Genomic DNA, 18,421 nt, shown 5'->3' on the forward strand with positions numbered 1-18,421 from the left:
TTAGCCCAGCAGCGAAATGTCAGCGACGCCCAGGAACAACCCACGCAGACGCGCCAGCAGCGCATAGCGGTTGGCTCGCACCTTGGCGTCTTCAGCGTTGACCATCACCGCTTCGAAGAACGCATCCACCGGCTCGCGCAAGGCGGCCAGACGCGCCAGCGATTCGCTGTACTGACGCGCAGCGGCCATTGGCTGCACAGCCTGGTCAGCCTGCTGGATCGCCGAATACAGCGAGAACTCGTTGGCGTTGTCGAAGTACTTGGCTTCAACGACCGACGGAACGCTGCCTTCGATCTTGCTCAGCAAGTTCGAAACGCGCTTGTTCACGGCGGCCAGGGCTGCAGCTTCCGGCAGTTTGCGGAAGGCTTCCACCGCTTGTACGCGCTGATCGAAGTCCAGCGCCGAGCCTGGCTTCAGGGCACGGACCGACAGGTAAGTCCCGACGTCAACGCCTTCGTCTTCATAACGGGCACGCAGACGGTCGAAGATGAATTCCAGCACCGAGTCATTCAGGCCGGCGGCCTTGATCTTGGTACCGAACGCATTCACGGCAAACGCCACGGCGTCGTTCAGATCGAGGTCGAGCTTCTTGTCGATCAGGATCCGCAGTACACCCAACGCAGCACGGCGCAGGGCATACGGGTCTTTGCTACCGGTCGGCAGCATGCCGATACCGAAAATGCCCACCAGCGTGTCGAGCTTGTCGGCAATAGCAACTGCCGCACCGGTCAGGGTGGTCGGCAGTTCAGCGCCGGCACCGCGCGGCATGTACTGCTCGTTCAGCGCCAAGGCGACTTCTTCAGGCTCGCCGTCGTTGAGGGCGTAGTAGTAACCGGCGACACCTTGCATCTCCGGGAACTCACCAACCATCTCGGTCGCCAGGTCGCACTTGGACAGCAGGCCTGCACGGGAAGCCCAGACAGCGTTGCCGCCAATGCGTTGAGCGATGAACGCAGCGAGTTTGGAAACGCGTTCGGCCTTGTCGTAGACGCTGCCGAGTTTTTCCTGGAACACCACGTTTTGCAGACGCAGGTTGAAGTCTTCGAGTTTCTGCTTCTTGTCTTGCTTGAAGAAGAACTCGGCGTCGGTCAGGCGTGGGCGAACCACTTTCTCGTTACCGGCGATGATTTGTTGCGGGTCTTTGCTTTCGATGTTGGCCACGGTAATGAAACGAGGCAGCAACTTGCCGTCGGCATCCAGCAGGCAGAAATACTTCTGGTTGTCCTGCATGGTGGTGATCAGCGCTTCTTGCGGTACGTCGAGGAAACGTTCTTCGAACGAGCACACCAGCGGCACCGGCCATTCAACCAGTGCGGTCACTTCGTCGAGCAGGCTCGGCGGCACGATGGCCGTCCCTTCCTGCAGCGTCGCCAGTTCTTCGGTGCGCTTGCTGATCAGTTCACGACGCTCGTTGGCATCGGCCAGAACGTAAGCAGCACGCAGATCGCTCAGGTAGTTGGCCGGCGAGGTGATGCGCACGCTTTCTGGATGGTGGAAGCGGTGGCCACGGGAATCGCGGCCGGCCTTCTGGGCAAGGATGGTGCAGTCGATGACGTGATCACCGAGCAGCATCACCAGCCACTGGGTCGGGCGAACGAATTCTTCCTTGCGAGCACCCCAGCGCATGCGCTTGGGGATCGGCAGATCGTTCAGGGAGTCTTCGACGATGGTCGGCATCAGGCTCGCGGTCGGCTTGCCGGCGATGCTTTGGCTGTAGCGCAGTTTCGGACCGCTCTGATCGATTTCGCTCAGCTCGACGCCGCATTTCTTGGCGAAGCCCAGGGCTGCTTGAGTCGGGTTGCCTTCGGCATCGAATGCGGCCTGACGCGGCGGGCCGTCGAGGTTGATGCTGCGGTCCGGCTGCTGAGTCGCCAGCGCGGTGATCAGCACGGCCAGACGACGAGGCGCGGCGTAGACGGTTTTGGTTTCGTAGTTCAGGCCGGCAGCTTGCAGGCCTTTGTCGATACCGGCCAGAAACGCGTCGGCCAGGGTGTTCAGGGCTTTGGGTGGCAGTTCTTCGGTGCCCAGTTCAACCAGAAAATCTTGAGCACTCATTGTGCAGCCTCCAGCTTGGCCAGTACTTCATCACGCAGGTCCGGGGTCGCCATCGGGAAGCCCAGCTTGGCGCGAGCCAGCAGGTAGGCTTGCGCAACGGAACGCGCCAGGGTGCGTACACGCAGAATGTATTGCTGACGCGCGGTCACCGAGATCGCCCGGCGCGCATCCAGCAGGTTGAAGGTGTGGGACGCCTTCAACACCATTTCATAGCTCGGCAACGGCAATGGCTGATCGAGTTCGATCAGGCGCTTGGCTTCGCTTTCATAGAAGTCGAACAGTTCGAACAGCTTCTCGACGTTGGCGTGTTCGAAGTTGTAGGTCGACTGCTCCACTTCGTTCTGGTGGAACACGTCGCCGTAGGTCACCTTGCCGAACGGACCGTCAGCCCAGACCAGGTCGTAGACCGAGTCCACGCCTTGCAGGTACATGGCCAGACGCTCCAGACCGTAAGTGATCTCACCGGTCACCGGGTAGCATTCGATACCGCCCGCTTGCTGGAAGTAAGTGAACTGCGTCACTTCCATGCCGTTGAGCCAGACTTCCCAGCCCAGACCCCAGGCGCCCAGCGTTGGCGACTCCCAGTTGTCTTCGACAAAACGGATGTCGTGCACCAGCGGGTCGAGGCCCACGTGCTTGAGGGAGCCCAGGTACAGTTCCTGGAAGTTGTCCGGGTTCGGCTTCAGGACTACCTGGAACTGATAGTAGTGCTGCAGACGGTTCGGGTTTTCGCCGTAGCGGCCGTCAGTCGGGCGACGACTGGGCTGCACATAAGCGGCGTTCCAGGTTTCCGGGCCGATGGCGCGCAGGAACGTGGCAGTGTGGAAAGTGCCGGCGCCTACTTCCATATCGTAGGGCTGAAGTACCACACAACCTTGCTCGGCCCAGTATTGCTGGAGGGCGAGGATCAAGTCTTGGAAGGTACGCACGGCTGGCGTAGGCTGGCTCACGAAATTCACCTGTTTCTTGGGCTGCGATTTAAAGAGCGGGAGTATACCCGATTCGGTCCTGCGCACGCCCCCTGGAGCCTTATGCCACGCTGCTTTTGGTGTACCGAAGATCCGCTGTACATGGCTTATCACGATCAGGAGTGGGGCACGCCGCTACGCGATGCGCAGGGTTTGTTCGAGTTGCTTTTGCTCGAAGGGTTCCAGGCCGGGCTTTCCTGGATCACTGTGTTGCGCAAACGAGAGCGTTATCGCGAGGTGCTGTTTGGCTTCGACGTGCAGCGCGTGGCGCAGATGAGCGATGCGGAAATCGATGAATTGATGCTCGATCCGGGAATCATCCGCAATCGCCTCAAGCTCAACGCGGCTCGACGCAATGCCCAGGCCTGGCTGGCGCTGGAGGACCCGGCGGCGTTTCTCTGGTCGTTCGTCGGTGGAACACCTGTGATCAATCATTTCAAGGATCGCAGTGAAGTTCCGGCCGTCACACCGGTCGCCGTCGAGATGAGCAAAGGCCTGAAAAAAGCCGGCTTCACGTTCGTCGGCCCGACCATTTGTTACGCGTTGATGCAGGCTTCGGGCATGGTCATGGACCACACTCGGGATTGCGATCGCTACGCCACTTTGGCGATCGGCGGTTAGAATAGCCGCCTCGCGCACAGCACAAGATCAGGAGTGACCTGTGGATAAGTTTAAAGGCGCCTTGCTGGTAGGCGCTCTGCGGTTGTTTGCCCTGCTCCCGTGGCGGGCAGTGCAGGCGGTAGGTTCGGCGATTGGCTGGGTGATGTGGAAAACCCCCAACCGTTCTCGAGACGTGGTGCGGATCAACCTCGCCAAGTGTTTCCCGCAAATGGACCCTGCCGAGCGCGAGCGTCTGGTGGGCCAGAGCCTGAAAGACATTGGCAAATCCCTGACCGAAAGCGCGTGCGCATGGATCTGGCCGGCTCAGCGTTCAATTGACCTGGTGCGGGAAGTCGAAGGCCTCGACGTTCTGAAAGAGGCGTTGGCATCCGGCAAAGGTGTTGTCGGCATCACCAGCCATCTGGGCAATTGGGAAGTGTTGAACCACTTTTATTGCAGCCAGTGCAAACCGATCATTTTCTATCGTCCGCCCAAGCTCAAGGCTGTGGATGACTTGCTGCGCAAGCAGCGGGTGCAATTGGGTAACCGGGTTGCCGCCTCTACCAAGGAAGGCATCCTCAGCGTGATCAAAGAAGTGCGCAAAGGTGGTGCAGTAGGTATTCCGGCTGACCCGGAACCGGCCGAATCCGCCGGGATCTTCGTGCCATTCTTCGCCACTCAGGCCCTGACCAGCAAATTCGTACCGAACATGCTGGCCGGCGGTAAAGCGGTCGGCGTGTTCCTGCATGCCCTGCGGTTGCCGGACGGTTCGGGTTACAAAGTAATCCTCGAAGCCGCGCCCGAGGCCATGTACAGCACCGATACCGAGACGTCTTGCGCGGCCATGAGCCAGGTGGTCGAGCGTTATGTGCGGGCCTATCCGAGCCAGTACATGTGGAGCATGAAGCGCTTCAAGAAGCGTCCGCCCGGCGAAGCTCGCTGGTATTGAGGCGATTGGCATGATCTGTGGATAACCTTGGTTATCCACAACCGTTCATTCAAGGACGCAGCAGATGTCCGAACAGCGCAAATCGTTTCGCATCAAGATCAGTCACGAAAGCTTTGGCGAATGCCTGGGCCAGACCCGCAACCTGTCGACCACGGGCGTCTACGTCAAGCATCCGGCCTTGGCAGCATTGCCCAAGGGCACGGTGGTCTATGGCCAGGTGCAGGATTTACCCACAGGCGCGCCGCGAGTGCGCATGGAAGTGGTGCTGGTGGACGCCGAAGGGATTGGCCTGCGTTATCTTTGATCAGTGCGCCTGACGTTCAAGCTTTTTCAGAAACACCGTCATCTCCTTCTCCGCCTGCTTGTCGCCATGGTTGCGGGCGGCTTCCAGGCCCTGTTCCCAGGCCTGACGCGCCGCTGCGTAATCCGCCAACGCCAGATGGGCCTTGCCCAATAGCTTCCAGGCCGCCGAATACTTTGGATCGAACTCGACACAGCGCTGGAAATGCTCTGCGGCTTTGGCATTTTCACCAAGATCCAGATAACCCTTGCCCAGTCCGAAGCGCAGCAGCGAGTTATCCACACCCTTGGCGAGCATTTTTTCCAGGGATTCGATCATTGATGGCACCTTTGGTTTTTGGGTGAAGTTCGAAATCGCCTTCGCGGGCAAGCCTCGCTCCTACAGGGTTCCGTCGTCCACATATTATGCGATCGACGGAACCCCGTAGGAGCGAGGCTTGCCCGCGAAGAGGCCCGCTCAGACGCCGCAAAATGCCGGATCAGAAGAAGCTCAACCCCACATGGAACAGCTTTTCCACATCCCGAATATGCTTCTTATCCACAAGGAACAGAATCACATGGTCGCCGGTTTCGATCACGGTGTTGTCGTGGGCGATGATCACTTCTTCGTCGCGGATGATCGCGCCGATGGTGGTGCCCGGCGGCAGGCCGATGTTTTCGATGGCCTTGCCGATCACCTTGCTCGACTTCGCATCACCGTGAGCGATGGCCTCAATGGCTTCGGCCGCCCCTCGACGCAATGAGTGCACGCTGACGATATCGCCGCGCCGCACGTGGGCCAGCAAGGTGCCGATGGTCGCCAGTTGCGGGCTGATGGCGATGTCGATGTCGCCGCCCTGGATCAGGTCGACGTAGGCCGGGTTGTTGATGATCGTCATCACCTTCTTCGCGCCCAGACGCTTGGCGAGCAGCGACGACATGATGTTGGCTTCGTCGTCGTTGGTCAGCGCCAGGAAGATGTCGGCGTCGGCGATGTTCTCTTCCATCAGCAAGTCGCGGTCGGAGGCACTGCCCTGCAACACCACGGTGCTGTCGAGGGTGTCCGAGAGATGGCGGCAACGGGCCGGGTTCATCTCGATGATCTTCACCTGATAGCGGCTTTCGATGGCCTCGGCCAAACGCTCGCCAATCTGCCCGCCGCCGGCGATGACGATGCGTTTGTAGCTCTCATCGAGGCGGCGCATTTCGCTCATCACCGCGCGAATATTCGCTTTGGCGGCGATGAAAAACACTTCGTCATCGGCCTCGATCACCGTATCGCCCTGGGGCAGGATCGGCCGGTCACGACGGAAAATCGCCGCCACGCGGGTTTCGACATTCGGCATGTGTTCGCGCAACTGACGCAGTTGCTGGCCCACCAGCGGCCCGCCGTAATAGGCCTTCACTGCCACCAGTTGCGCCTTGCCTTCGGCGAAGTCGATCACCTGCAACGCGCCGGGATGCTGGATCAGGCGCTTGATGTAGTTGGTAACGACTTGCTCCGGACTGATCAGCACGTCGACCGGAATCGCTTCGTTATCGAACAGTTCGGGGCGGGTCAGGTAAGCCGCTTCGCGGACCCGGGCAATCTTGGTCGGTGTGTGAAACAGCGTGTGAGCGACCTGACAGGCCACCATGTTGGTTTCGTCACTGTTGGTCACTGCAACCAACATGTCAGCATCGTCCGCGCCGGCCTGACGCAGTACCGTTGGCAGCGAGCCACGGCCTTGCACGGTGCGGATGTCCAGCCGATCGCCGAGGTCGCGCAGGCGTTCGCCGTCGGTGTCGACCACCGTGATGTCGTTGGCCTCGCTGGCCAGATGCTCTGCAAGCGAACCGCCGACCTGCCCTGCGCCGAGGATGATGATTTTCATCCAGTCACTCCCTTGAAACCGGTTAACCGCGCGCGGCGGCGATCTTGATCAGCTTGGCGTAGTAGAAGCCGTCGTGGCCACCTTCCTGGGCCAGCAATTGGCGACCATGGGGTTGCTTGATGCCGGCCTGACTGGCGATGTCGAGTTCGCGAGCACCCGGCGTGCGAGCGAGGAAGGCTTCGATGACTTCGGTGTTCTCGGTCGGCAGGGTGGAGCAGGTGGCGTAAAGCAGGATGCCGCCCACTTCCAGCGTTATCCACATGGCATCGAGCAGCTCGCCCTGAAGCACCGCCAGTGCAGCGATGTCGTCGGGCTGACGGGTCAGTTTGATGTCCGGGTGACGACGGATCACGCCGGTGGCCGAACAGGGGGCGTCCAGCAGGATGCGCTGGAACGGCTTGCCGTCCCACCAGGTGGCGGTATCGCGGCCGTCGGCGGCGATCAATTCGGCGCTCAGGCCCAGGCGTGCGAGGTTCTCGCGCACCCGCACCAGGCGCTTGGCTTCCAGATCCACGGCCACCACGCCGGCCAGTTTGGGCTCGGCTTCAAGGATGTGGCAGGTTTTGCCGCCCGGCGCGCAGCAGGCGTCCAGCACCCGTTGGCCTGGTGCCAGGTCCAGCAGATCGGCGGCCAGTTGCGCAGCTTCGTCCTGGACGCTGATCCAGCCTTCGGCGAAACCCGGGAGGCTGCGCACGTCGGCGGCGGCGTCGAGGACGATGCCGTCCCGACTGTAAACGCACGGCGTGGCAGCGATGCCCGCTTCAGTCAGCAAGCCGAGGTAAGCGTCGCGAGTGTGATGGCGGCGGTTGACCCGCAGAATCATCGGCGGGTGGGCATTGTTCGCCGCGCAAATGGCTTCCCATTGTTCAGGCCAGAAGGCTTTCAGGGATTTTTGCAGCCAGCGCGGGTGGGCGGTGCGCACCACCGGGTCGCGCTCCAGCTCGGCCAGCAGCGCTTCGCTTTCCCGTTGGGCGCGGCGCAACACGGCGTTGAGCAAGGCTTTGGCCCACGGCTTTTTCAGTTTGTCGGCACAACCGACGGTTTCGCCGATGGCGGCGTGGGCCGGAACCCGGGTGTAGAGCAGTTGATAGAGGCCAACCAGCAACAGCGCTTCAACATCGGCATCAGCGGCCTTGAACGGCTTTTGCAGCAACTTGGCCGCCAGCGCCGACAACCGCGGCTGCCAGCGAGCAGTGCCGAACGCCAAGTCCTGGGTGAAGCCGCGGTCGCGGTCTTCGACCTTGTCCATTTGCGTCGGCAGAGAACTGTTGAGTGAGGCTTTTCCGTTAAGAACAGCAGCCAATGCCTTGGCGGCGGCCAGACGTGGGTTCATTGAGCGTCCGCCGTTTGGCCAAGGACGGTGCCGACGGCAAATTTCTCACGACGGCTGTTGAACAAGTCGCTGAAGTTCAGCGCCTTGCCGCCGGGCAATTGCAGACGGGTCAGACACAGCGCCTGTTCACCGCAGGCGACGATCAAGCCGTCCTTGCTGGCACTGAGGATTTCCCCCGGTGCGCCCTGCCCTTCGGCGAGGCTTGCGGCCAGCACTTTCAGCGCTTCGCCGTTCAGTGTGCTGTGGCAGATCGGCCAGGGATTGAAGGCGCGAACCAGACGCTCCAGCTCAACGGCCGGGCGACTCCAGTCGATGCGCGCTTCGTCCTTGTTCAATTTATGTGCGTAGGTGGCGAGGCTGTCGTCCTGCACTTCGCCTTCCAGAGTGCCCGCAGCCAAACCGGCAATTGCCTGCACCACGGCCGGTGGGCCCATCTCTGCGAGGCGATCATGGAGGCTGCCACCGGTGTCTTCGGCGCTGATCGGCGTGGTGACCTTGAGCAGCATCGGCCCGGTATCCAGACCCAGCTCCATACGCATTACGGTCACGCCACTTTCACTGTCGCCCGCTTCAACGGCGCGCTGGATCGGCGCCGCACCGCGCCAGCGAGGCAGCAAGGATGCGTGGCTGTTGATGCAGCCCAGACGCGGAATATCCAGCACCACTTGCGGCAGGATCAGGCCGTAGGCGACCACCACCAGCAAATCGGGTTTCAGCGCGGCCAATTCAGCCTGAGCGTCTTCGTTGCGCAGGGTCGGCGGTTGCAACACCGGAATGTTGTGCTCCAGAGCCAATTGCTTGACCGGGCTCGGCATCAGCTTCTGCCCACGGCCCGCCGGACGATCCGGTTGGGTGTAGACCGCAACGATCTCGTAAGGGCTGTCGAGCAGGGCCTTGAGGTGTTCGGCGGCGAATTCCGGGGTGCCGGCAAAGACAATGCGCAGTGGCTCAGTCATGAAAGCTCTCGATTACAAAGCATCTTGAAAAGAAAAAGGCTTGCCGCAGCAAGCCTTTGAAAGAAGGGCATCAAGCGTTCTGGCGATGGAGCTTTTCCAGTTTCTTCTTGATCCGGTCGCGTTTGAGCGTGGACAGGTAATCGACGAACAATTTGCCGTTGAGGTGGTCGCATTCATGCTGGATGCACACGGCGAGCAGGTCTTCGGCGATCAGTTCGTACGGTTGGCCGTCGCGGTCCAGGGCCTTGATCTTGACCTTTTGCGGGCGATCGACGTTTTCGTAGAAGCCCGGCACCGAAAGGCAACCTTCCTGGTACTGGCCCATCTCGTCGGTCAGGATTTCGAACTCGGGGTTGATGAACACCCGCGGCTCGCTGCGGTCTTCGGAGAGGTCCATCACGACGATACGTTTGTGCACGTTGACCTGGGTCGCGGCGAGGCCGATGCCTGGCGCTTCATACATTGTTTCAAACATGTCATCGACCAACTGACGCACTTCGTCGTCCACTACAGCCACTGGTTTGGCGATAGTACGCAGGCGCGAGTCGGGGAATTCGAGGATGTCTAAAATGGCCATAAGCTCAATTGCTGCACGTGTGAGGTAAAGTCGGGTCGATGGCCTGGCGAGTCCGAGGATGCAGGCTACCGTTGTGAACGTAGCTTCCGGCTTTTCAATAATGAGCTGGAAGCGAGCCACGAGGGCTCTGACGTTTCACGCGAACGTACATAATAAAGGGATTCACCGCATGAGGAAATCACTACTCGCCTTGCTCCTTCTGGCCTCGGCCGGTTTTGCGCATGGGCAAGTGCAACTCAGGGAAGGTTTCCCACAGCAATACACCGTGGTGGCAGGGGACACACTTTGGGACATTTCCGCCAAGTACCTGCGAGAACCCTGGGAGTGGCCGCAGCTTTGGCAGGCCAATCCACAAATCGAAAACCCCAATCTCATCTATCCCGGCGATACGCTGTCGCTGGTCTACGTCAACGGCCAGCCGCGGCTGACCCTCAATCGCGGCGCTTCACGGGGCACCATCAAGCTTTCGCCACGAATTCGCAGCTCGCCGGTGGCCGACGCCATTCCGAGCATTCCGCTGAAATCGATCAACAGCTTTCTGCTGAGCAACCGCATCGTCGATAAGGTCGAGGATTTCAACAAAGCGCCCTACATCGTCGCCGGCGATGCCGAACGGGTGCTCAGCGGCACCGGTGATCGAATATTCGCCCGTGGTCATTTCGACCCGGCACAACCGGTGTACGGCATCTTCCGCCAAGGCAAGGTCTACACCGACCCACAGAGCAAGGAGTTCCTGGGGATCAACGCTGACGACATTGGTGGCGGCGAGATCATTGCCACTGAAGGCGATGTCGCTACCCTGGCCCTGCAACGTACCACTCAGGAAGTGCGACTCGGCGACCGGCTGTTCAGCGGCGAAGAACGCTCGATCAATTCGACCTTCATGCCCAGTGCGCCAACAACCGAAATCGACGGCTTGATCATCGATGTGCCACGCGGGGTTACCCAGATTGGTGCGTTGGACGTCGTCACGCTGAACAAAGGACAACGCGACGGCCTGGCCGAAGGCAATGTGCTGGCGGTAATGAAAACCGGTGAAACCGTGCGTGACCGGATTACCGGTCAGCCATTGAAAATCCCCGATGAACGGGCGGGTCTGCTGATGGTTTTCCGCACCTACGACAAGCTCAGCTACGGACTGGTCCTTAACGCATCGCGTTCTTTGGCGGTGATGGACAAGGTGCGAAATCCTTAAGCTTGCTCCACAAGTTACCAACAGAGTTATCCACAGCTTATTCCCGATTCGATGGGACTTTATAACGATCAAGGATGATCCATGTCGCTGTCTGCCTGTATGCCGGTTTCCCCTGCGGAACTGGAAGCCCGTTTACGCCTGCACCGTTTGCCGGAACTCGGTCCGGCACGTTTCAAGAAGTTGCTTGAGGCCTTTGGTTCTGCCTCCAAAGCCATCAGCGCACCGGCCAGCGCGTGGCGTGCACTGGGCCTGCCCCTCGCCTGCGCAGAGGCTCGGCGCTCCAGTGAAATCCGTGATGGCGCCAGTCACGCATTGGCCTGGTTAGAGCGTCCGGGCCAGCATTTACTGATGTTGGACCAACCTGACTACCCTGCGCTGCTGGCGCAAATCAGTGATGCGCCGCCGCTGTTATTCGTTGCAGGCGATCCGGGCATTCTGGAAAAACCGCAATTGGCGATGGTTGGCAGTCGTCGCGCTTCGCGACCGGGCATGGACACCGCTGCCGCGTTTTCCCGCAGTCTGGCCGGTGCCGGTTTTGTCATTAACAGCGGTCTGGCCCTGGGCATCGATGCCGCCGCGCATCAGGCGGCTCTGGACGTCGGCGGACAAACGGTCGGGGTGCTTGGCACGGGGCTTGAAAATTTTTATCCACAGCGCAATCGACGACTGGCGGACGCCATGATCGCTTCCGGAAGCGCGGTACTTTCAGAATTCCCGCTGGACGCTGGCCCTTCCCCCAGCAATTTTCCCCGGCGCAATCGAATCATCAGCGGTTTGTCCCTTGGGGTGCTGGTGGTCGAGGCGAGCGTTGCCAGCGGTTCGTTGATCACTGCGAGGCTGGCGGCGGAGCAGGGGCGTGAGGTGTATGCGATTCCAGGGTCGATCCATCACCCCGGCGCAAAGGGTTGTCATCAGTTGATCCGCGACGGTGCGGTGCTGGTGGAAACCATCGAGCATATCCTCGAAGCCTTGCGCGGCTGGCAACGGCTGCCGTTATCCACAGAAGCGCCGACGGTGACTCATCCGCTGCTCCTGTTGCTCCATGCGGCGCCCCATACCAGCGAAGCCTTGGCGGTCACCAGCGGCTGGGCGTTGTCGAAAGTGCTGGCAGCGCTGACTGAACTGGAAATGGATGGCCGGGCGGTCTGCGAAAGCGGTCGATGGTTTGCGCGGGTAAACTAGGTTTTACAGGGAAGATCGGTAAACTGCGCAGAGCCTTATTCCGGAGAGTCTTTCATGGTTAACAGTTGGCGTGTGCAACAAGCCGCACGAGAAATTCGCGCCGGGGCGGTCATTGCCTACCCAACCGAAGCTGTCTGGGGCCTGGGTTGCGACCCGTGGGATGAAGAGGCGGTGGATCGTCTGCTGCTGATCAAGGGACGGTCTGTGGATAAAGGCCTGATTCTGGTGGCCGACAACATTCGTCAGTTCGATTTTCTCTTCGAAGACTTCCCGGAATTGTGGATGGACCGTATGGCCAGCACCTGGCCGGGTCCCAACACCTGGCTGGTGCCCCATCAGAATCTGTTGCCCCAGTGGATTACCGGTGTGCATGAAACGGTAGCGTTGCGGGTTAGCGATCACCCATTGGTGCGGGATTTGTGTGCGTTGGTCGGGCCATTGGTGTCGACCTCGGCGAACCCTCAGGGGCGGCCGGCGGCGCGGACGCGGATACGCGTGGAGCAGTATTTCCGTGGGCAGGTCGATTGGGTGTTGGGTGGCAATCTGGGTGGACGGAAGAATCCGAGCGTGATTCGCGATCTGGCGACCGGCCACGTGGTGCGCCCGGATTAGACCGCGGCGCTGCCAATCGCGAGCAGGCTCGCTCCCACATTAGGTCTCCACTGGACATGGATCTTGTGTTCAACAAAGATCCACTGTGGGAGCGGGCTTGCCCGCGATGGCGTCCTCAAGGCAACAAAACGGTCGAGCCCGTGGTGCGCCGCGCCGACAATTCGGTCTGCGCTTTCGCCGCTTCTGCCAATGGATAGCGCTGACTGATGTCCACCTTCAACTTGCCGCTGATGATCATCTCGAACAGCTCATCGGCCATGCGTTGCAGGTTTTGCGCGTTGTTGGCGTAGGTCGCCAGGGTCGGCCGGGTCACGTACAGCGAGCCCTTGGCTGCCAGAATCCCCAGATTTACGCCATCTACTGCGCCCGAAGCATTGCCAAAACTCACCACCAGCCCCCGAGGCGCGACGCTGTCGAGCGACGTCAGCCAGGTATCTTTGCCTACACCGTCGTACACCACTGGGACTTTTTTACCGTCAGTCAATTCCAGCACCCGTTGTGCGACGTTTTCATGGCTGTAATCGATGGTCGCCCAGGCACCATTGGCTTTCGCCAGGGCGGCTTTCTCTGGTGAGCTGACGGTGCCGATCAGTTTAACGCCCAAGGCCTTGGCCCATTGGCAGGCCAGGGAACCGACGCCGCCAGCCGCGGCGTGGAACAGGATGGTTTCGCCACCCTTGAGTTCATACGTCTGACGCAGCAGATACTGCACGGTCAGGCCCTTGAGCATCACGCCGGCGGCCTGTTCGAAGCTGATGGCGTCCGGCAAGTGCACCAGGTTGTCTTGCGGCAATACATGGACATCGCTGTAGGCGCCCAACGGGCCGCTGCCGTAAGCCACGCGATCACCAACCTTGAAACGGGTGACTTCGCTACCGACCGCTTCGACTACGCCCGCACCCTCTGCGCCCAGGCCCGATGGCAGGGCTGGCGGCGCATACAGGCCACTTCGGTAATAGGTGTCGATGAAGTTCAGGCCGATGGCCTTGTTGGTCACGCGTACCTGCTGCGGGCCGGGCTCGGCGGGTTGGTAGTCCACGTATTCGAGTACTTCGGGGCCGCCATGGGCGCGGAACTGGATACGCTTTGCCATTTGCACTCTCCTTAGGTCTTGGCTTCTAGAGTTGTAGCGTCAAGCGCCCTATCGAACTCTCAAGCTTGACCTTCGTCAACTGCGGCGGCACAAGGTGCAGTGTTATCCTACGCAGCAATTTGCCGCCGGCTTGTATGAACGCCGCGTAGCTTTGCCCGATTCAAGGTGATGCCATGACTACCCGCACCGAGGCCGTAAAAGCCTACCTGCTCGACCTGCAAGACCGCATTTGCGCTGCCCTGGAAGCCGAAGACGGCGGTGCGCGTTTCGTCGAAGACGCCTGGACCCGGCCCGCCGGCGGTGGCGGCCGTACCCGGGTGATCGAAAACGGCGCGGTCATCGAAAAGGGAGGCGTCAACTTTTCCCACGTCTTCGGCAGCGGTCTCCCACCCTCCGCCAGCGCTCATCGGCCAGAACTGGCCGGCCGAGGCTTTGAAGCCCTGGGCGTGTCTCTGGTGATTCATCCGCACAATCCGCATGTGCCGACTTCCCACGCCAACGTGCGCTTTTTCATCGCTGAAAAAGAAGGTGAAGAGCCGGTCTGGTGGTTCGGTGGCGGCTTCGACCTGACCCCTTATTACGGCAATGAAGAAGACTGCGTGCACTGGCACCGCGTCGCCGAACAGGCCTGCGCGCCGTTCGGCCCGGACGTCTACCCGCGCTACAAGGCCTGGTGCGACAGTTATTTCCACATCAAGCATCGTCATGAACCACGTGGCATCGGCGGTCTGTTTTTCGATGACTTGAACGAGTGGGACTTCGATACCAGCTTCGCCTTCATGCGTGCCATCGGTGACGCGTTCATCGATGCATACCTGCCGATCGTGCAACGTCGCAAGAACGATGCGTTCACTGCCAAACAACGTGAGTTCCAGGAATTCCGTCGTGGCCGTTACGTCGAATTCAATCTGGTCTACGACCGTGGCACGCTGTTTGGCCTGCAATCGGGCGGGCGTACCGAGTCGATTCTGATGTCGCTGCCGCCGCAAGTGCGCTGGGCTTACGACTGGAAAGCCGAGCCAGGCAGTGAAGAAGCACGCCTGACCGAGTACTTCCTGCAAGACCGCGACTGGTTGGCGAAGGGCTGATTCCAGGGTTTGAGTTTTTGCATCGTCAGGGCTGCAGTCAAGATCGCAGCCTTCGGCAGCTCCTACGGTTGAGGAATGTAGATGGACCGTTACGTCGTATTCGGTAACCCGATTGGCCACAGCAAGTCGCCACTGATTCACCGTTTGTTCGCCGAGCAGACGGGGCAAAAACTGGACTACAGCACCTTGCTGGCGCCCCTCGATGATTTTTCCGGCTGTGCCCTGGCATTTTTCCGCGAGGGGCGTGGGGCGAATGTGACGGTGCCGTTCAAGGAAGACGCCTATCGTTTGGCGAGCAGCTTGACCAAGCGAGCGCAACGGGCCGGTGCGGTGAATACCCTGAGCAAACTGGCCGATGGCAGTCTGCTGGGTGACAACACCGATGGTGCCGGGCTGGTGCGGGATTTGACGGTCAATGCCGGTTTCAGCCTTGCGGGCAAACGCATCCTGCTCTTGGGTGCCGGCGGCGCGGTGCGCGGTGCGCTGGAGCCATTGCTGGCGGAGCAACCGGCATCGGTGATCGTCGCCAACCGCACGGTTGAAAAAGCCGAATTGCTGGCGGAGTTGTTCGCTGACCTGGGGCCGGTGTCGGCCAGTGGTTTCGATTGGCTGCAGGAACCGGTGGACCTGATTATCAACGCCACGTCCGCCAGTCTGTCAGGCGATGTACCGCCGATTGCCAGCAGTTTGATCGAACCGGGCAAGACGGTTTGCTACGACATGATGTACGGCAAAGACCCGACTTCGTTCTGTCGCTGGGCCAGCGAGCACGGCGCGGCGGTGGCGATGGATGGCCTGGGAATGTTGGCCGAGCAGGCGGCGGAAGCTTTCTACCTGTGGCGCGGTGTACGCCCGGATACGGCGCCGGTGCTGGCCGAGCTCCGTCGCCAGCTCGCAGCGTAACCCCCTGTAGGAGCGAGGCTTGCCCGCGAAGGGAGCGCCGCGATGATTCAGGCATACCGCGTCATCGTTCTTCGCGGGCAAGCCTCGCTCCTACAGGGGGAGAGTTTCAATCTTCGAAGCGAATCGGGCATTTCTCCGCGCCTTCGAGCTTCCTCAGTTCCTCCACCACCTGCGGCCGTGCCCGCCGCAGGGTCAGGCTGCGATTCTGGCGCAACAATCGTCGCGCCTCCTGGTGCAGCATTTCCACGCCCGAATAGTCGATGAAGTTGATCTGTTGCGCCTCGATCACTACCCGCGCGCCGTGCATCCGTTGCAAACGCACTTGCAGGTAATGGCTGGCGCCGAAAAAGATTGAACCGCCGACCCTTAGAATGTCTTCATCACCCTCACGCCAATGCTGCACCCGTGGCTGCGATGTGCGTTTGAGGTAGAAAAACAGTGACGCCAGCACCCCGGCGTAGATCGCCGTTTGCAACTCCAGCAACAGCGTGGCGACACAGGTCAGCGCCATGACCAGAAATTCGGCATGGCTGACCCGCAACAACGCGCGAATGCCGCGATGGTCCACCAATCCCCAAGCGATCAACAGAATGCTGCCAGCCATGGCCGGGATCGGGATGTGCGCGATCAAGGCCGCCCCGAAGATAGCGAACAGTGCCACCCACAACGCCGAAAAAACCCCCGCCAACGGTGAGCAGGCACCGGCGTCGTAGCTCAGGCCCGAGCGGGTGAAGGAGCCGGCTGACAGCGACCCGGAAAAAAACGCCCCGACCATGTTCGATAAACCCTGGGCGCGGACTTCTTGATTGGCGTCGAGCAACTGCTGCGAGCGAGCCGACAAGGAACGGGCAATCGACAGGCTGGTCACCAGCCCGAGCATGCCGACGGCCACCGCGCTGGGCAGCAGGCGCAACACCAGGTCCAGATCCAGCGGCAGCGGGCTGAAGGGCGGCAGCCGCCCGACAAAGGCGCTGACTAACTGCACATGACCGAACATCGCTGGCCACAGCCATACCAGTAATCCGCTCAGGGCCAGAGCGATCAACAATGTCGGCCAACGGGGCAGCAGCAGTTTCAGCACGATGCCCACCACGACCGTGGCCAGGCCCAACATCAGCGAGGGTTTGTCCACCTCGCCGAGATGATTGAGCAACATCATCAAACTGTTCAGCGCCGTGGCCTGGTTGGGCACATCCAGCCCCAGCAGGTTCGGCAGTTGCCCGATGACAATCACCACCGCGGCGCCGAGGGTGAAGCCCAGTACCACCGAGTGAGAGACGAAATTCACCAAGGCGCCGAAACGCAGCAAACCCAGCAACCACTGGAAAATGCCCGCAAGGAGTGTCAGCAGCAGGATCAGCGTGACGTAGTCCTGCGACGCGGGAACGGCCAGAGGACTGACGCTGGCGTACAGGACGATGGAAATGGCCGCCGTGGGACCACAGATCAAATGCCACGACGAACCCCAGAGGCAAGCGATCAGCACCGGAATGATTGCCGCATAAAGACCGTATTCCGGTGGGAGACCGGCGATCAGGGCGTAAGCAATGGATTGTGGCAACGCGAGAATCGCGCCGCTCAAGCCCACGATCAGGTCACGTCCGACGCTGGCGCGGGTTTGCCGGGGCAACCAGGTCAGGAAGGGAAAGAGTGAATGGCGGCTGGGGAAGGCCATGGGTCCTCTCGGGCAGGGTTTTACGAAAGAGTATCAGGACAGCAACGAGCGTTCCTTCTGTAGGAGCGAGGCTTGCCCGCGAAGAACGATAACGCGGTTCTTCAGAAAAACCGCGTCGAGACCTTCGCGGGCAAGCCTCGCTCCTACAGGGGCGGGTTTAGAGCTTGGCTTTCACGGCCGGCAACGCATCCTTCCCGTCCACCGTCTTCACACCGTCCAACCACTTATCCAGCACCGCCGGATTGGCCTTGAGCCACGCCTTGGCCGCCTCGGCATTACTGACCTTCTTGTTCACCACCTCGGCCATGATGCTGTTCTCCATTTCCTGGGTAAAACTCAGGTTGGTGAGCAACTTGCCGACGTTCGGGCAGGCCTGTGCATAACCTTTGCGGGTCAGTGTATAAACGCTGCCAGTGTCACCAAAGTATTTCTCGCCGCCCTTCAGATAATGCATTTTCAGCTGCACGTTCATCGGGTGCGGTGTCCAGCCGAGGAAGGTCACGAACTTCTGTTTCTTCACCGCGCGGGACACTTCGGCCAGCATCGCCTGCTCGCTGGATTCGACCAGCTTCCACTGACCCATATCGAAGTCGTTCTTCTTGATGATCTCTTGCAGCGAAATGTTCGCCGGGGCGCCGGAGCCGATGCCATAGATCTTCTTGTCAAACTTGTCGGCAAACTTGTTCAAGTCGTTAAAGTTATGCACACCCGCGTCCCAAACGTAATCCGGGACCGCCAGTGTGAACTCGGTGCCGTCGAGATTCTTCGCCAGTTGAGTCACATCGCCGTTGGCCACGAACTTGTCGTAGAAACCTTGCTGCGCCGGCATCCAGTTACCCAGGAACACATCCACCTGGCCATCCTTCAGACCACCAAAGGTGATCGGCACCGCCAGCGTGTCGACCTTGGCCTTGTAGCCCATGCCGTCCAGCACAAACCCGGTGAGGGCGTTGGTAGCGGCGATGTCGCTCCAGCCAGGGTCGGCCATCTTCACCGTCTCGCAGCTTTGCTCGGCATAGGCCGACGCACTGCTCAGAGCCAGAAGCCCGATCGTCACTGCTGTGGATAACTTTTGCATGGAC

General features: G+C 60.5%; 18 protein-coding genes. 8 read left to right on the forward strand and 10 right to left on the reverse strand.

Annotation, left to right across the window (positions count from 1 at the left end):
- A complete protein-coding gene (glyS, locus tag KGB14_RS24910; RefSeq protein ID WP_223489448.1) occupies positions 1-2,055 on the reverse strand; it encodes a glycine--tRNA ligase subunit beta in 2,055 nt (684 codons plus the stop codon).
- Positions 2,052-3,005 carry a glycine--tRNA ligase subunit alpha gene (gene glyQ, locus KGB14_RS24915; RefSeq protein WP_003213601.1) on the reverse strand — a complete coding sequence of 318 codons (954 nt, stop codon included), beginning with the start codon at positions 3,003-3,005 and terminating at the stop codon, positions 2,052-2,054. Before glyQ ends, glyS begins: the two co-directional genes overlap by 4 nt.
- 81 nt (positions 3,006-3,086) lie before the next feature.
- On the opposite strand from glyQ, the gene KGB14_RS24920 reads away from it, so the two are divergent.
- The 3 genes from KGB14_RS24920 (at position 3,087) to KGB14_RS24930 (ending at position 4,876) form a co-directional block, all read left to right on the forward strand.
- On the forward strand, positions 3,087-3,644 hold the full coding sequence (locus KGB14_RS24920; RefSeq protein ID WP_223489450.1) for a DNA-3-methyladenine glycosylase I: 558 nt from the start codon (positions 3,087-3,089) through the stop codon (positions 3,642-3,644).
- Positions 3,645-3,684: 40 nt separating this feature from the next.
- Positions 3,685-4,572 (forward strand): lysophospholipid acyltransferase, encoded by an 888-nt coding sequence (locus KGB14_RS24925; RefSeq protein ID WP_223489452.1) that lies wholly within the window; start codon positions 3,685-3,687, stop codon positions 4,570-4,572.
- 64 nt (positions 4,573-4,636) lie between these two features.
- Positions 4,637-4,876 carry a PilZ domain-containing protein gene (locus tag KGB14_RS24930; RefSeq protein WP_223489454.1) on the forward strand — a complete coding sequence of 80 codons (240 nt, stop codon included), beginning with the start codon at positions 4,637-4,639 and terminating at the stop codon, positions 4,874-4,876.
- Here the strand turns inward: KGB14_RS24930 and KGB14_RS24935 are convergent, their stop codons facing one another.
- The 5 genes from KGB14_RS24935 to def all read right to left on the reverse strand — a co-directional run bounded on the left by KGB14_RS24935 (position 4,877) and on the right by def (position 9,591).
- Positions 4,877-5,191, reverse strand: coding sequence for a tetratricopeptide repeat protein (locus KGB14_RS24935; RefSeq protein WP_008007911.1), 315 nt, complete (start codon positions 5,189-5,191; stop codon positions 4,877-4,879). It abuts the gene before it with no gap.
- Between the two features lie 160 nt (positions 5,192-5,351).
- On the reverse strand, positions 5,352-6,725 hold the full coding sequence (gene trkA, locus KGB14_RS24940) for a Trk system potassium transporter TrkA (protein WP_223489456.1): 1,374 nt from the start codon (positions 6,723-6,725) through the stop codon (positions 5,352-5,354).
- A 22-nt stretch (positions 6,726-6,747) separates the two neighbouring features.
- Entirely contained in the window at positions 6,748-8,058 is a 1,311-nt protein-coding gene (gene rsmB, locus KGB14_RS24945; protein ID WP_223489458.1) for a 16S rRNA (cytosine(967)-C(5))-methyltransferase RsmB, read from the reverse strand.
- The gene (gene fmt / locus KGB14_RS24950) at positions 8,055-9,014 is read right to left on the reverse strand and encodes a methionyl-tRNA formyltransferase (RefSeq protein ID WP_223489460.1); all 960 of its coding nucleotides are present in this window, start codon (positions 9,012-9,014) and stop codon (positions 8,055-8,057) included. The genes rsmB and fmt overlap by 4 nt, the downstream gene beginning before the upstream one ends.
- Positions 9,015-9,084: 70 nt before the next feature.
- Positions 9,085-9,591, reverse strand: a complete 507-nt coding sequence (gene def, locus KGB14_RS24955) for a peptide deformylase (protein WP_223489462.1) — start codon at positions 9,589-9,591, stop codon at positions 9,085-9,087.
- 169 nt (positions 9,592-9,760) lie between these two features.
- Here def and KGB14_RS24960 point away from each other — a divergent pair, with 169 nt between their 5' ends.
- The 3 genes from KGB14_RS24960 (at position 9,761) to KGB14_RS24970 (ending at position 12,580) form a co-directional block, all read left to right on the forward strand.
- Positions 9,761-10,786 carry a LysM peptidoglycan-binding domain-containing protein gene (locus tag KGB14_RS24960; RefSeq protein WP_223489465.1) on the forward strand — a complete coding sequence of 342 codons (1,026 nt, stop codon included), beginning with the start codon at positions 9,761-9,763 and terminating at the stop codon, positions 10,784-10,786.
- 81 nt (positions 10,787-10,867) lie between these two features.
- On the forward strand, positions 10,868-11,968 hold the full coding sequence (dprA, locus tag KGB14_RS24965; protein ID WP_223489473.1) for a DNA-processing protein DprA: 1,101 nt from the start codon (positions 10,868-10,870) through the stop codon (positions 11,966-11,968).
- 54 nt (positions 11,969-12,022) lie between these two features.
- Positions 12,023-12,580 carry an L-threonylcarbamoyladenylate synthase gene (locus KGB14_RS24970; protein ID WP_223489481.1) on the forward strand — a complete coding sequence of 186 codons (558 nt, stop codon included), beginning with the start codon at positions 12,023-12,025 and terminating at the stop codon, positions 12,578-12,580.
- A 115-nt stretch (positions 12,581-12,695) separates the two neighbouring features.
- Here KGB14_RS24970 and KGB14_RS24975 read toward each other — a convergent pair whose 3' ends face one another.
- Entirely contained in the window at positions 12,696-13,673 is a 978-nt protein-coding gene (locus tag KGB14_RS24975) for an NADPH:quinone reductase (RefSeq protein ID WP_223489483.1), read from the reverse strand.
- Between the two features lie 173 nt (positions 13,674-13,846).
- On the opposite strand from KGB14_RS24975, the gene hemF reads away from it, so the two are divergent.
- Both hemF and aroE read left to right on the forward strand, forming a co-directional pair.
- The gene (hemF, locus tag KGB14_RS24980; protein WP_223489485.1) at positions 13,847-14,761 is read left to right on the forward strand and encodes an oxygen-dependent coproporphyrinogen oxidase; all 915 of its coding nucleotides are present in this window, start codon (positions 13,847-13,849) and stop codon (positions 14,759-14,761) included.
- Positions 14,762-14,842: 81 nt separating this feature from the next.
- Positions 14,843-15,664 (forward strand): shikimate dehydrogenase, encoded by an 822-nt coding sequence (gene aroE, locus KGB14_RS24985; RefSeq protein ID WP_223489487.1) that lies wholly within the window; start codon positions 14,843-14,845, stop codon positions 15,662-15,664.
- 106 nt (positions 15,665-15,770) lie between these two features.
- Here the strand turns inward: aroE and KGB14_RS24990 are convergent, their stop codons facing one another.
- Entirely contained in the window at positions 15,771-17,339 is a 1,569-nt protein-coding gene (locus KGB14_RS24990) for a SulP family inorganic anion transporter (protein ID WP_223489489.1), read from the reverse strand.
- A gap of 157 nt (positions 17,340-17,496) precedes the next feature.
- Entirely contained in the window at positions 17,497-18,417 is a 921-nt protein-coding gene (gene choX, locus KGB14_RS24995; RefSeq protein WP_223489497.1) for a choline ABC transporter substrate-binding protein, read from the reverse strand.
- Between the last annotated feature and the right edge of the window lie 4 nt (positions 18,418-18,421).

It is taken from the genome of Pseudomonas sp. A-RE-19, assembly GCF_019956555.1.
In the GTDB taxonomy this organism is placed as follows: Bacteria; Pseudomonadota; Gammaproteobacteria; order Pseudomonadales; family Pseudomonadaceae; genus Aquipseudomonas.